General features: G+C 40.6%; 10 protein-coding genes. 4 read left to right on the top strand and 6 right to left on the bottom strand.

The window, feature by feature from the left end; translation table 11 throughout:
• Positions 1 to 25 precede the first annotated feature (25 nt).
• A complete protein-coding gene (locus tag C7S20_RS17285; protein WP_107013640.1) occupies positions 26 to 2032 on the top strand; it encodes a monovalent cation:proton antiporter family protein in 2007 nt (668 codons plus the stop codon).
• Between the two features lie 47 nt (positions 2033 to 2079).
• Positions 2080 to 3765, top strand: a complete 1686-nt coding sequence (locus C7S20_RS17290; RefSeq protein WP_107013641.1) for an ABC1 kinase family protein — start codon at positions 2080 to 2082, stop codon at positions 3763 to 3765.
• Between the two features lie 127 nt (positions 3766 to 3892).
• On the opposite strand, the gene thrC is transcribed toward C7S20_RS17290, so the two are convergent.
• From thrC to C7S20_RS17315, 5 genes are all read right to left on the bottom strand, one after another.
• A complete protein-coding gene (gene thrC / locus C7S20_RS17295) occupies positions 3893 to 5188 on the bottom strand; it encodes a threonine synthase (protein ID WP_107013642.1) in 1296 nt (431 codons plus the stop codon).
• Between the two features lie 9 nt (positions 5189 to 5197).
• Positions 5198 to 6118, bottom strand: coding sequence for a homoserine kinase (locus tag C7S20_RS17300; protein ID WP_107014294.1), 921 nt, complete (start codon positions 6116 to 6118; stop codon positions 5198 to 5200).
• 94 nt (positions 6119 to 6212) lie between these two features.
• On the bottom strand, positions 6213 to 8660 hold the full coding sequence (gene thrA, locus C7S20_RS17305) for a bifunctional aspartate kinase/homoserine dehydrogenase I (protein WP_107013643.1): 2448 nt from the start codon (positions 8658 to 8660) through the stop codon (positions 6213 to 6215).
• Between the two features lie 335 nt (positions 8661 to 8995).
• The gene (locus tag C7S20_RS17310; RefSeq protein WP_107013644.1) at positions 8996 to 10459 is read right to left on the bottom strand and encodes a magnesium chelatase; all 1464 of its coding nucleotides are present in this window, start codon (positions 10457 to 10459) and stop codon (positions 8996 to 8998) included.
• Between the two features lie 2 nt (positions 10460 to 10461).
• Positions 10462 to 11592, bottom strand: a complete 1131-nt coding sequence (locus tag C7S20_RS17315) for a vWA domain-containing protein (RefSeq protein WP_107013645.1) — start codon at positions 11590 to 11592, stop codon at positions 10462 to 10464.
• Between the two features lie 166 nt (positions 11593 to 11758).
• Between C7S20_RS17315 and C7S20_RS17320 the strand changes: the two genes are divergently transcribed.
• Together C7S20_RS17320 and C7S20_RS17325 are read left to right on the top strand one after the other, a co-directional pair.
• Positions 11759 to 12580: a phosphatase PAP2 family protein gene (locus tag C7S20_RS17320; RefSeq protein ID WP_107014295.1), complete on the top strand. Its 822-nt coding sequence runs from the start codon at positions 11759 to 11761 to the stop codon at positions 12578 to 12580.
• An 11-nt stretch (positions 12581 to 12591) separates the two neighbouring features.
• A complete protein-coding gene (locus tag C7S20_RS17325) occupies positions 12592 to 13683 on the top strand; it encodes an endonuclease/exonuclease/phosphatase family protein (RefSeq protein ID WP_107013646.1) in 1092 nt (363 codons plus the stop codon).
• Here C7S20_RS17325 and C7S20_RS17330 read toward each other — a convergent pair.
• The gene (locus C7S20_RS17330; RefSeq protein ID WP_107013647.1) at positions 13680 to 14075 is read right to left on the bottom strand and encodes a response regulator; all 396 of its coding nucleotides are present in this window, start codon (positions 14073 to 14075) and stop codon (positions 13680 to 13682) included. The genes C7S20_RS17325 and C7S20_RS17330 overlap by 4 nt on opposite strands.
• Positions 14076 to 14082: the final 7 nt, after the last annotated feature.

Raw genomic sequence — 14082 nt, forward strand, 5'->3', positions numbered from 1 at the left:
AAAACAAATCTAAACCAACCACCGCATGGAAATCCCAATGTTACAGGATATAGTTGTGATTCTGGGCCTGTCGATCTTTATCATTCTGGGCTTTCAGAAAATCAAGCTGCCTTCGATCCTGGGATTTCTCCTGGCCGGGATTATTGCCGGCCCCTATGCATTCAACCTTATAAGTTCCCGCGAGGAAGTAGAATTACTTTCAGAAATTGGGATCATTTTTCTGTTGTTTGTGATCGGGATAGAACTTTCGCTAAAAGGCCTGGCCTCTATAAAAAGAATTATTTTTCTTGGAGGAGGGATCCAGGTGGGCGGCACCATTCTCATCACTTTTCTTATCTCCTACTTTACAGGATTACACTGGCATACGGCAATTTTCCTCGGATTTCTTTTTAGTTTAAGCAGTACGGCTATCGTGCTTAAGCTTTTACAGGAAAAAGGCGAAGTAAGTGCCCCACATGGACGAATAGGCCTGGGAATTTTAATTTTTCAGGATATTATCGTGGTCCCCATGATGCTTTTCACGCCGTTGCTGGCCGGAGAAACACCAAATATTCTGAGTACCGTTGCCATAATGGCCATCAAGATCATCGCAGTACTGATCATTGTTTACCTACTCGCGCAATATATTGTCCCGAGAGTTTTAGGCTGGGTGGTGAAAACTAAAAACCAGGAACTTTTCATCCTAACCGTAGTAGTTTTGTGCTTCGGGGTTGCCTGGCTAACTTCTACAGTAGGACTTTCTTTAGCTTTAGGAGCTTTTTTCGCCGGACTCATCATTTCAGAATCTGATTACAGTCATCAGGCTACGGCAAATGTCCTTCCGTTCCGGGAGATCTTTATCAGTTTTTTCTTTATTTCGGTAGGTTCACTTCTGAATCTTCAGTTTTTTGGTGAGCATTTTTTTATCATTTTAATGCTGATAATTGGCGTTGTGCTCATGAAAATGCTGATAGTTGGCCTAACGGTTTTAATATTGCGTTACCCCTTCCGAACTACTTTAATGGCAGCTTTCAGCCTTTTCCAGGTGGGTGAATTTTCGCTTTTATTATCCAGTGTGGGTAGGGAAAGTGATATTATTCCTGAAAATATCTATCAGTATTTCCTGGCAATTTCGATCATCAGTATGGGAATTACGCCCTTTTTTATTTCCAATGCGGAAAAATGGACCTATGCGATTTTAAAAGCTCCGATCTCTTCAGCGGTTAGAAAAAGACTCGAAAACATCAAAAAAAATGCAAAAGCTGAAGAGGAATTTTCTGAAGAAAACCTTCACGACCACCTTATCGTTATCGGCTACGGAATTAATGGTCAGAATATCTCAAAAGCAGCGAAAAATGCCAAAATTCCTTATGTGATCCTCGATATAAATCCGGATACCTTCAGAAAAGCAAAAAACGGAAAAGAACCCATCATCTTTGGTGATGCCACCAATCCCACCATTCTTAAACACGCGCATGTGCAGGAGGCCAGGGTGGTGGTTATTGCCATTTCAGATGCCAATGCAACGAAAAAAATTCTCACGAACATCCGCCAGTTTACCCAAACAGCAACCGTGATCGTGCGAACCAGGTATGTAAGGGAAATTGAAGAGATCATCAAACTGGGCGCTGATGAGGTAATTCCGGAAGAATTTGAGACTTCCATAGAGATCTTTACCCGCGTGCTCAAAAAATATCTTGTGCCCTTTGATGAGATACAGGATTTTATCAACCAGGTAAGATCTTCAGATTATGAGATGCTTACTTCTTTAAAAAAAGAACCTTACGCGCCTGCCCTTCAGCATCTTAATATTCCCAATAAAGAGATTGTAACTATAAAAGTGCAAAGGGATACCCGCAAAATCGTAGGAAAAAGTATTGAGGAAGCCGGGATTGGTAAAAATTACCAGGTTACGGTCCTGGCCATACATCGCGACAGGAAATACCTTACCGAAATTTCTCCTCAAACAATAATCCAGCAGGGTGACCTCCTATATTTATTCGGACATCCCAATAATATTAACGATCTCAATAGCATGCTTACTTTTCGATAGCGCAATATTTTCCTAAATTTAAATTCAATATAAATTCAGAACAACCAATGAGCCATAAACCAGAAAAAATCAGGCGTTATTACAAATTCATCCGGTTCATGCTAAAGTACTGGAACAGTGATATTTTTCGAAAAACCAGTGCCATTGCCATGGACGAAGGTTACGATGATGACGATGATGAAAGGAATGAACATAAATTCGAGCAATCTCCGCAGGAACTCGTAGAAGATCTAAAAGACATGGGGCCAACTTATATCAAGCTGGGCCAACTACTATCTACCCGTCCCGATCTACTGCCAGACGAATATCTGGATGCACTCGCAAATTTACAGGATAATATTTCGCCGGTTCCTTTTGAAGATGTTAGAGAAATTGTGGAAGAAGAACTGGGAACGAAAATTTCAAAAGCTTTTAATTTTTTTGAAGAAAAACCCATTGCCAGCGCTTCTATTGGCCAGGTACACCGCGCAGAATTACTTTCAGGGCAACCAGTGGCAGTAAAGGTACAGAGGCCGGGAATTAAAGATCAGTTTCTCAAGGACCTGGAAACGCTTGATGAAATGACCAAAATGGCCGTAAAGCACCTGGAAAAAGCCAAAACTTATGCCCTGGACGAGGTTTTTGCCGAATTGAGGCATGTACTTCTTAATGAACTCGACTATAAAAAGGAAGCTCAGAATCTTAAAACTTTAAAAAGAAATCTCCGGGATTATGAGCATATAATCGTACCGGCTCCCATTAACGACTACAGCTCAACGAGGGTCCTCACCATGGAATTTGTTTCCGGTAAGAAGATCACTTCTCTTTCACCTTTGCGCCAGATAGAAAGTGATTTTTCTGAACTGGTCGAAGAGCTTGTGGAAGCCTACCTTCAACAAATTATCAATGACGGATTTGCACATGCCGATCCCCATCCCGGAAACATAAAGTTCACCGCGGAGAATAAGATCGCGCTGATAGACCTGGGAATGGTAGCGAGATTTAGCCCTCATTTACAGGATCAATTAATTGCCCTTCTTCTGGCAATGAGCAAGAGCAATGGAGAAAAGGCTGCCGATGTTCTGCTGAAGATGAGCGAACAGAATGAATGGTCAGATAAACATAAGTTTACCAAGACAGTCACGCAGGTGATCATGGAAAGTAAAGACAGCCGGGCCAAAGATCTTGAAACCGGTAGAATTCTTATTCAGCTTAATCGTCTGGCCGTAAATACGCATATTAAACTTCCTGTAGAAATAAATATTCTTGGGAAGATACTTCTTAATCTTGACCAGATAATAGCCATGCTTGATCCCGATTATGATCTTAGAATGGCGATCCATGACAATGTTACCGGGATCATGCGCAAGAAAATGCTGAGCGAGTTAAAACCTGAAAACTTCTTCGAATTGATCCTTGAGACGAAAAATTTTCTGGAAAAAATGCCGGGGCGAATGAACAGAATTTCAGAAAACCTTGCCAATAATGAGCTGAAGATCGAGATCGATGCCATTGATGAAAAGCGGGTTACCGACGGGTTTCAAAAAGTGGCGAACCGCATTACCCTGGGGCTTATCATTGCCGCGACCATTATTGGGGCTTCAATGCTGATGCAGGTTCCTTCAGATTTTACTATTTTCGGCTATCCGGGCTTAGCGATGATCTTTTTTCTGCTCGCAGCTGCCGGCGGAATAATGCTTACTTATGTAATTATTTTCCGGGATGAAAATCTGGATGATAATAAGAAAATTTAAGCTTCATTCATATTTAGATGTAATTTTTCAACTTGAAAAAATTACCAATTTTAGGTATATTTTGAAAAAGTCCAAAATGAACAAAAACACATCAATATCATTAGGTGATTATTGTAAAATATTAATTTTAGTCTAAAAGAAATCCTTTCAGGTCTTCGTAATTGCTGATCTGGAGGGATTTTTTTTGTTTATTTTCCAGTTTCCTGATCGGCTCCGGAATTTCAACTTTTTCATTGATCACTCCTTCCACAGTTTCCAAAAATTTCACCGGATGAGCGGTTTCCAGAAAAACTCCTTCAAAATCAATATTTTCTTTTAAAAACTGCTTTAATCCAAGGTAACCCACGGCACCGTGAGGATCCATTAAATAACCGCTTTTCTGATAAACTTCTGAAATTGCCTTTTTCGTGGCCTCGTCATCAAAACTGTAGGATGAAAGTGCATTTTTCACATTCTCATACCTGTTTTCAAAAAGCTGCAGGATACGCACAAAGTTGCTGGGATCACCTACATCCATCGCGTTCGAAATCGTTGCTTTACTGGGCTTTGCCTTATATTCTGAAGTTTTCAAATACTCTGTTACCGTATCATTTACATTCGTTGAAGCCACAAAATGATCGATTGGCAGACCCATTTGCCTGGCCAGTAAGCCTGCACAAATATTTCCGAAATTGCCGCTGGGAACCGAAAAAACAAGTTTTTTCTTCTTCGGTTGCAGTTGTTGAAAAGCAAAGAAATAATAGAACATTTGTGGCAGCCAGCGCGCAAGATTGATGGAATTTGCCGAAGTAAGCATTCTTTTTTTCTGAATTTCATCATCAAGAAACGCCTGTTTTACCATTCTCTGGCAATCGTCAAAAACGCCATCTACTTCTAAAGCCGTGATATTCTGGCCCAGGGTGGTAAGCTGTCTTTCCTGAATTTCACTAACTTTTCCTTTCGGATATAGGATCACTACATCGATGCCTTCAACCCCCAGAAAACCATTTGCCACGGCCCCACCGGTATCACCAGAGGTCGCAACGAGAACGGTAGCTTTTCCATGATTCCCTTTTTTGATAAAATATCCAAGGCAGCCAGCCATAAATCGCGCGCCAACATCTTTAAAAGCCAGCGTTGGACCATGATATAACTCAAGACTTGAAATATTATCTTCCACAGGAACCACCGGAAAATTAAAATCAAGAGTTTCAAAAATGATCTTTTTTAGTTCCTCATCCGGAATTTCTCCGCCCACAAATTCTTTAATAACCTGAAAAGCGATCTCATGTCTCCCAAGATCTAACAAACTATCGATAAAATCTTTGCTGAGGGTAGGAATCCTTTCCGGAAAATAAAGTCCTTTATCAGGGGCAATTCCTCTGATAACGGCATCTTCAAAATTACTTTTATGCTGATTGTTATTTAAACTGAAATACTTCATGTAACTTGTTTATAGAATTTTCACTCCTTCATTACTAATTCCGGAAAGATGTAAATTGAAATCTATTCCTTTTTTGCAGTAGAAATTTTGAATAGAATCCCGAACCTTTTCCGCGACCTTTTCTCCTTTACAAAGCGCAAAAACCGAAGGTCCGGAACCTGAAATTCCAAAACCCAAAGCACCTTCTTCTTTAGATAATTTCTGAAGTTCTGAAAAATAAGGAATAAGAATAGAGCGAACCGGTTCAACGATCTCATCTTTCAGACTGCGGCCCAAAAGCTCATAATCATTTGAATATAAAGCGCTGACAAAAGCACCCAAATTTCCCCACTGGGAAATGGCATTCCTCAGGCTAACATTTTGTTTGATGATCGAACGGGAATCGCGGGTTTTGATCTCAATAAGCGGGTGCAAAATCACCATTTTCAAATCTGGCGGCACCGGAAGGCTGATTACCTCAAGAGGTTCATAACTTCTGATAAGGCTAAAACCACCCAACAAAGCCGGCGCAACATTATCGGCATGAGCATTGCCACTGGCAAGCATTTCCCCGGCCATGGCAAAAGGAATTAATTCTTTTAAAGTATAAGGTTCACCCAATAAATAGTTCACCGCATAAACAGCTCCAGCAGAACTTGCCGCGCTACTACCGATGCCGCTGCCGGGAAGGATCTTTTTATCGATCTCGATATCGAAACCTTTATCAGAGCCTAATCTTGTCAGCAATGATTTAACCGCTACTCCAGCCACATTTTTATCGGCTTCCATAGGTAAATCCTGACCAGTAATTTTGGTAATTCTCACCTCATTTAGATCATTCTCGCGAATGATCATCTCGTCACCCACATTGTCAAGACAGCAGCCCAAAACATCAAATCCGCAGGAAAGATTAGCCACCGTGGCCGGAGCGAAAACTTTAATTTCTTTCATCTGTTGCTTTTTATTCGTTTTTCCATGGATTTGATGCAAATCGGCAATAATTTTTGTTTTCGTTTCAAAATTCCTGATTTGGCTCACTTCAAAATTATTTCTTTCCTATTCTAATGATATCTGCAAAAATTCCAGATGCAGTCACCTCAGCTCCCGCCCCGGCTCCTTTTACAATGAGCGGCTGCTGCGGATAACGATCGGTAAAAAACAGCACGATATTATCGCTTCCGCTAAGATTGGCAAAGGGATGCTGAGGTCCCACTTCCTGGAGTCCGACTTTTGCTTTTCCGTCTTCCAATTGCGCGACATATTTCAGCTCGGCATCTTTATCTATCGCATGCTGATAGATCTCTTTAAATTTAGGCTCATCTTCTTTTAAAATTCGGAAGAACTCTTCGTTATTTTCAGAATTAAGACTCTCCTGGGAAAGGAAATCTTCGCTTTCAATATCTTCAAGTTCCAGTTTTAATCCGCTTTCGCGGGCAAGAATCAGAATTTTACGCGCTACATCCACACCGCTTAGATCTATCTTTGGGTCTGGTTCAGTATAACCTTCCTTCATCGCCTGCTCCACAACTTTATAAAAGGGCTCAGAAGTATCGTAATTATTAAAAACAAAGTTCAGACTTCCCGAAAGTACCGCCTGTATCTTCCTGATCCTGTCACCTGAAGCTACCAGGTTTTGCAGCGTATCGATAATAGGTAATCCCGCGCCCACATTGGTTTCATATTGAAATGAAGCTCCATATTCCCTGGCGAGGTTCTGCAGGTTGGCGTAATTTTCATAAGAATCGGCACAGGCGATCTTATTACAGGTCACTACCGAAATAGAATTGGCGAGATAATGCTTATACCATTCTGAAATTTCGGGACTGGCGGTATTATCAACAAAAATACTGTTACGCAGGTTCAACTGTTTAACCTGGTTGAAGAATTCCTGTTTATTGGCTTTCTCACCCTTTTCAAGTAATTTCTGCCAGTTTTCGAGATCAAGACCATCTTCATCAAATATCATTTTTCGGGAATTCGATAATCCCAGCACTCGCACTTTTAATCTCAGTTTTTCAAGCAGATAATCTTCCTGTTTTTTCAGCTGATCGATAAGTTTACTTCCAACATTACCAACGCCGGTTATGAACAGGTTGAGCTCTTTGGAAGGAACTTCAAAAAACTGCTCATGAAGCGTGTTTAGTGCTTTTACCACGTCTTTCTTAGCGATCACTGCTGAAATATTCCTTTCTGAAGAACCCTGTGCAATTGCGCGAATATTGATGTTATTGTTCCCGAGGGCGCTGAACATTTTTCCGCTTAAACCATGGTGGCTTTTCATGCGATCGCCCACCAAAGCGATGATCGCAACATTATCTTCAATTTCTACGGGTTTGATCTTATTCAATTTTATTTCAGCTTCAAAGGCTTCATCGAGGGCCGTTTTGGCAATTTCAGCCTCATCAGCTTTCACGGCAATACAAATACTGTGTTCAGAAGAAGCCTGAGTGATCAGCACCACATTTACGTTTTCCTGAAAAAGAATCTCGAAAAACCGTTTTGAAAATCCGGGAATACCAACCATCCCGCTGCCTTCGATGTTAAGCAATTTAATAGAATCTATATGAGTTATTCCGGTAACCCAGCGAAAATTCTTCTTGCTGGATTTCGAAATGACCGTTCCCGGTTGATCGGGGGCAAAAGTATTCTTGATATGAATTTCAATATTCTTATCTAATAAAGGCTGAAGCGTTGGTGGATAAAGCACTTTAGCACCAAAATGAGAGAGTTCCATGGCTTCTTCGTAAGAAATGTCATGCAGCGAATACGCATGCGGCACAAGGCTCGGATTTGCGGTGAACATTCCATTTACATCGGTGTAAATTATAACTTTATCAGTATCAAGAGCGCCGGCAAAAATCGCAGCGGTAAAATCTGATCCTCCGCGGCCCAATGTACTCGGAACTCCCTGTTCATTGCGAGCTACAAAACCGGGAGCTACAAATAGACCCGTGCGGTTATTTTTAAAAAATGCCTGAAGATTAGCGTAGGTCTTTTCATAATTGACCTGCACCTTTTCATTGGTATTTTTACATACAATAAGTTCACGGGAATCCACAAACTGACTATCCACTCCCTGGCTTTTAAAATATTCGGCGATAATCAAAGAGCTTAAAATTTCCCCAAAACCGGAAATGACATGCCGGGTCTTATCTGAAAGCTCATTCAGAAGAAAAACTCCTTCAAATAAAGTCTCAAGACGATTAAATTCATTTTTTACCTTGCTGAGGATCGCGCTCTGAGAAGTTACGGGAATCAGTTCCCTCACCGCTTCAAGGTGCCTTTTCTCATTTTTTTCAAGGATTTCTTTATAGGCCTGATCTTCTCGCGCAGCCAATTCGGCCATTAGTAAAAGATCGTTGGTAACACCACCAAAAGCCGAAAATATACTGATGACAGAATCATTTTCGAGGTGTTGCTGAACAGTTTTTGCAACCAGTTTTACCCGGTCTGGTGAGGCTAACGAAGAACCTCCAAATTTCAGGACTTGCATAGCTGAAATTATTTAAAAAGATTAATTAGTATAGATTAAAATACAGGTGTACAGGACGGAAAGTTATATAGCTAGAACCCCAAAAGGGGTAATAATGCCTGTAATAATCATTGTCATAACCGCAGAAGCAGAAATGTTTCCGTTGCTAATAATGATATTTGACTGAAGTCTATTCACAGGTGTCCTTTAAATGAGTGATAAAGGTATACAAAATTATTTGTGGGCAAAACTCTTCTTTAAAAAGAGTGAAATTTTTATGATTTCGATAATTTGAAAATAAAAAACTGCCCTTAATGACAAAATCAAAGGCGGTTTTCAAGCATATTTTAAAATATTTACAAGCCGCTGATGTAACTTCCGTAAAGATCTTTGAATTGCAAGCCTTTAGAAAATCGTTGTTTACTCAGTTTTTTGTGTTCAACCAGCGCCCAAAGAAGAAATTCTTTCATAAAATACCTGTCTTTTTCAGGAAGATCCGACTGGTATTTCTTAATCAGGTTTTCAAGTGGCGTTATGGAATCGAGCTTTTCTTTATATTCTTTTTCTGAAATATCATCTGGCAGCTCAAATCCGCTGCTCTCGAAAAACCATTCTATCAAATTGTCATAAGGAGTGGTTTCATCGGGACGTTGCAGCTTTTCAATCTTCGGAAAATAATTTGGGAATAAAGATTTGGTCGCATCCCCAATAAGCTGAAGTGCCACAAAAGCGGCTCCCTCCTGCTCTCCTTCATAGACCAGTTCGACCTTTCCCGTTATAGCAGGTATCACTCCTAAAAAATCACTGAATCTTAATAAAGTTTCCTCTTCCTTATTCTTCAAAGCCCGTCTTTCCGCGGCACTTAAAAGATTCTCATAAGCTGTGATACTCATCCTGGCGCTTACCCCACTTTTATGATCGATAAATTCACTGTCACGGGCTTCAAAGCTTATCTGTTCCAAAAGATCTTTTGCGACCTCCGGTACATAAACCAACTCTTTTTGTCGCTCATCCAGCTGCGCCTCCTGGGCTGTTATGGTTTTTGCCACTTCAATACTTTCAGGATAATGCGTCAGGATTTGTGAACCAATGCGGTCTTTAAGCGGAGTCACGATGCTTCCCCGGTTGGTATAATCCTCAGGGTTTGCCGTAAAAACGAACTGCATATCCAATGGAAGACGCAGCTTAAAACCACGAATTTGAATATCTCCTTCCTGAAGAATATTAAAAAGTGCCACCTGAATACGGGCCTGCAGGTCGGGCAATTCATTGATCACAAAAATACTCCTGTTCGCCCTTGGGATCATTCCAAAGTGTATAACACGATCATCAGCATAGCTCAACCGCAAATTGGCAGCTTTTATCGGGTCAACATCCCCGATAAGGTCGGCAACGGTCACATCAGGTGTCGCGAGTTTTTCAAAAAAACGTTCGTCGCGATGCACCCATGAGACAGGCGTATCATCTGCTTTTTCTTTAATTAGTTCTTTGGCATAACGGCTGATAGGCTTCAGAGGATCGTCATTTACCTCAGAACCCTCTACTACCGGCATCCACTCATCCAGCAAACCGACCATCAGTCGTGCCAGCCGTGTTTTCGCCTGTCCGCGGAGGCCGAGCAAATTGATGTTATGCCGTGAAAGAATGGCCCTTTCAAGCTCAGGGATCACCGTATAATCGTACCCATGGATTCCCTTAAAAGAAGCTTCATTATTCCGGATTTTCTCTTTCAAATTATCCCGAAGTTCCTCCTTTATGCTTTTGGATATATAACCCGCTTTTTTTAGTTCTCCGAGCGTTTTAATATTTTCCTTTTCCATATTTATCCTCGAATTCTTTTTTTTCTGTTAATTTCATAGTCTTCAAAAATCATTTCACCCAGTCCTTTTAAGCCGGTATAAAATGCCTTTCCCTGGTTAGCCTCAGTAAACTCCTGAACAAAACTTGTAAGATATGGATCCTGAGCGATCATAAAAGTCGTGATGGGAATGCGCAGTTTTCTGGCCTGCCGTGCCATATTATAACATTTATCCACAATATACGGGTCCAGGCCCATACTGTTTTTGTAATAATTGCCGTTTCGCTCCCTGATACAACTGGGTTTACCATCGGTGATCATGAAGATCTGTTTATTGGTATTCCTTTTTCTTCGCAGAATATCCATCGCCAATTCCAGCCCTGCAACCGTATTGGTATGGTAGGGACCAACTTTGAGATACGGCAATTCTGAAATGGAAATTGGCCAGGCATCATTCCCGAAAACAAGTATATCCAGCGTATCTTTTGGATACCGGGTGGTAATAAGTTCAGAAAGTGCCATGGCAACTTTTTTGGCCGGTGTGATCCGGTCTTCGCCATAGAGGATCATGCTATGGCTGATATCGATCATAAGCACCGTACTCATTTGAGCTTTATAATGAGTTTCTTCTACTACCAGATCGTCTTCGCTCATGTTGAACTCACCAATCCCGTGGTTGATCTGCGCATTCCGCAGACTTTCAGTCATAGAAATCCGACTAAGGGAATCGCCAAACTGATAAGCCCGGAAATCACCGGTATGTTCATCTCCCCTTCCAATTCGGTTACTTCGGTGGTTACCTGAAGATCCTTTTTTGAGCTTTCCGAAGATCTGCTCCAAGGCCTGTTGGCGAATAGCTCTTTCAGTTTTTGCGGTGATCTTCATTCCGCCGGGGCCATTTTGATCAATTTCTTCGCGGATATATCCTTTTTTCTTAAGGTCTTCAACAAAATCATCCAGCGTATAATCTTCATCAGTTAATTGATATTCATCATCTAACTGTTTCATCCAGTCTAAAGCTTCGTCTAAATCTCCAGAAGTGTGGGTAATGATCTCCTTAAAGATATCGAACAATTTGTCAAAAGGAGATTTTTCCGGTTCATCATATTTTTTGAAGACAAAACCTCTTACAGCAGTATTATCTTTCTTTTTCATATCCCTAAATGTAAGTCTTTTTGAAGGAAATTGGAAAGGAAGTGCCTCAAACAGGATTTAAACTTTTGTTAATGCACTTCTAAGCCAGGTAAGGCTTTTATTGTTATTCTTTTCTTAATAAAACCAGCAATATTCCTAAGTTTTGGGAGATTTGAAAAAAAAGAGAATGAAAAGGATCATTTCGACGATAGTTTTATTTCTTACACTTACATCAGGATTTTCACAAAAAAATTCATCCCCTTATAAAACCGATTTTCTAAAAGATGGAAGTATCATAACCGGAGAATTGGCCTTAAATGCTCTGGGCTTTTATCTTATTCAAAATAAAGATGCTTTAACTCAAGAGGAATTAAATGCGCTCGATAAAGATGATTTGTGGGGTATTAACAGGCCTGCAGCCGGAAATTTTTCCCACAGGGCCGATAAGCTCAGTTATATTCCTTTTTACGCTTCCTTCGCGACTCCATTACTTTTTCTCTTTGAAAAAGAGGAAAGAGAAAATTATGGACAAATTGCAGTGATGTTTATTGAAACAATGGCTACTACCGGGGCTTTATTTACAAATACCGCGGGTTTGGTAGAAAAAAGCCGGCCACTGGTCTATAATGAAAATCTGCCTTTGGAAGAGAGGACCGAAGCGGGAGCCCAACGCTCTTTTTTTGCGGGACATACTGCTGCCACTGCTGCGGCAACGTTTTTTACTGCCAAAATATGCCAGGATTTTAATCCCGATTCACCAGCAGTTCCTTATGTTTGGGCCGGTGCGGTGGCTGTTCCAGCCCTTGTTGGATATATGAGAATGGAAGCTGGGAAACATTTTTTAACCGACAATATAATAGGCTTTGGAATTGGTGCAATAAGTGGTATCTTAATACCACAATTACATAAAATCGGGAATGAGAAGGTGGAGGTTTATCCTGCGGTGAATACAAATATCAGAGGAACCGGTATAAATTCTCAGGGAATTGGAATTAATTTTGTTCTATAATTAAGCTTTTTATGAATATTACCGAAATATTCGCGCTCATTTTCTCGGTGCTGGCCTTTATCCCCACTTTAGCTTCCATTACCAAATTCGATCAGTGGTGGATTCGCGGTTTTGATTTTCCGCGGATACAGATAAGTTTTTTGATCATTGTAATGATCCTGGTGGATGTCTGGATTTTTGATTTTTCGGAAACCTGGCACTATGTTGCGACCATTGGCCTTGGGTTAAGTCTGTTATATCAGTTTGAAAAAATTTTCCCATATACTTACCTTGCCAGCAAACAGGTGGTTAAATTTAAAGGAAATGATCCAGATGCGAATATTTCAGTTCTGGTAAGCAATGTGCTTACACCAAACGAGCACTATGGAAAGCTAATAGGGCTAATACAGGAAGTAGAACCTGATTTAATTCTCACCCTCGAAAGCGACAAGAAATGGGAAAAAGAACTTTCAGTAATAGAGAAAGATTATCCCAATACGGTGAAAATTCCGCAGGATAATCTTTACGGGATGCATTTATATTCCCGGTTAAAACTGGAAGATATTAAGGTGCAGAATATCGTTCAGAAGGATATTCCCTCTATTCACGGTTATGTTATTCTTCGGAATGGGAAAAAAATCAGGCTGCATTGCCTGCATCCTATGCCTCCCAGTCCTACAGAAAGCGATACCTCTACCAATCGGGATGCCGAATTATTAATGCTGGGGCGGGATATAAATCCGGTAAAAAGAAGCACTCTGGTAATTGGGGATTTAAATGATGTCGCCTGGTCGCGAACCACAAGGCTTTTTCAAAAAATGAGCGGGCTAATGGATCCCCGGCGAGGAAGAGGTTTCTTTAATACCTACAATGCCAATTATTTTCTTTTGCGCTGGCCCCTGGACCATATGTTCCATACCAAAGATTTTTCCCTTGTAAAAATCAAAAGGGAAAGACCAATAGGCTCTGATCATTTTCCTATTTTTATAAAACTACATCATCAGCAAAATGCAGGAATGGCAAATGAAGATACCGATGAAGCTGATCACGAAGAAAAAGAATGGGCACAGGAAAAAATTGACAGGGCCAATCCGCTGGTACAAAAAATAGATTTTTCTTCTTAAAAGTGAACGGAAAGTTTGGTAATGCCTTTTAATTTAGCACAGTGTCTAGCCGAAACAGGTTTTTCGATATAATCTACAACCAGATTATTATTCGCTGCCTTTAATTTATCCTTACGATCTATAGAAGAAGTTACCATTACCACGTGACAATTTTCCTTATTCCGAATTTTTTCAAGCTCATCCAGAAATTCCCAGCCGTTCATATTGGGCATATTTATATCTAGCAAAATAAGGTACTCAGTATCCGGATCACTTTCTTCTGTAAGAAAATTCAACGCATCTCTGCCTTTTTCAAAAACATAAGGTTGAGGATCAAGATCGCTTTTCGCGACCATCTTCTTTTGCAAAAAGGTGACGATTTTATCGTCATCTACAATAATTGTTCGAAGCATAGCATTA

Origin of the sequence: Christiangramia fulva (genome assembly GCF_003024155.1) — a bacterium.
Lineage (GTDB): Bacteria > Bacteroidota > Bacteroidia > Flavobacteriales > Flavobacteriaceae > Christiangramia > Christiangramia fulva.

Coding starts and splice junctions, on each gene's coding strand:
- C7S20_RS17285 (WP_107013640.1), top strand. CDS start 26: ATGGAAATCCCAATGTTACAGGATATAGTTGTGATTCTGGGCCTGTCG.
- C7S20_RS17290 (WP_107013641.1), top strand. CDS start 2,080: ATGAGCCATAAACCAGAAAAAATCAGGCGTTATTACAAATTCATCCGG.
- thrC (WP_107013642.1), bottom strand. CDS start 5,188: ATGAAGTATTTCAGTTTAAATAACAATCAGCATAAAAGTAATTTTGAA.
- C7S20_RS17300 (WP_107014294.1), bottom strand. CDS start 6,118: ATGAAAGAAATTAAAGTTTTCGCTCCGGCCACGGTGGCTAATCTTTCC.
- thrA (WP_107013643.1), bottom strand. CDS start 8,660: ATGCAAGTCCTGAAATTTGGAGGTTCTTCGTTAGCCTCACCAGACCGG.
- C7S20_RS17310 (WP_107013644.1), bottom strand. CDS start 10,459: ATGGAAAAGGAAAATATTAAAACGCTCGGAGAACTAAAAAAAGCGGGT.
- C7S20_RS17315 (WP_107013645.1), bottom strand. CDS start 11,592: ATGAAAAAGAAAGATAATACTGCTGTAAGAGGTTTTGTCTTCAAAAAA.
- C7S20_RS17320 (WP_107014295.1), top strand. CDS start 11,759: ATGAAAAGGATCATTTCGACGATAGTTTTATTTCTTACACTTACATCA.
- C7S20_RS17325 (WP_107013646.1), top strand. CDS start 12,592: ATGAATATTACCGAAATATTCGCGCTCATTTTCTCGGTGCTGGCCTTT.
- C7S20_RS17330 (WP_107013647.1), bottom strand. CDS start 14,075: ATGCTTCGAACAATTATTGTAGATGACGATAAAATCGTCACCTTTTTG.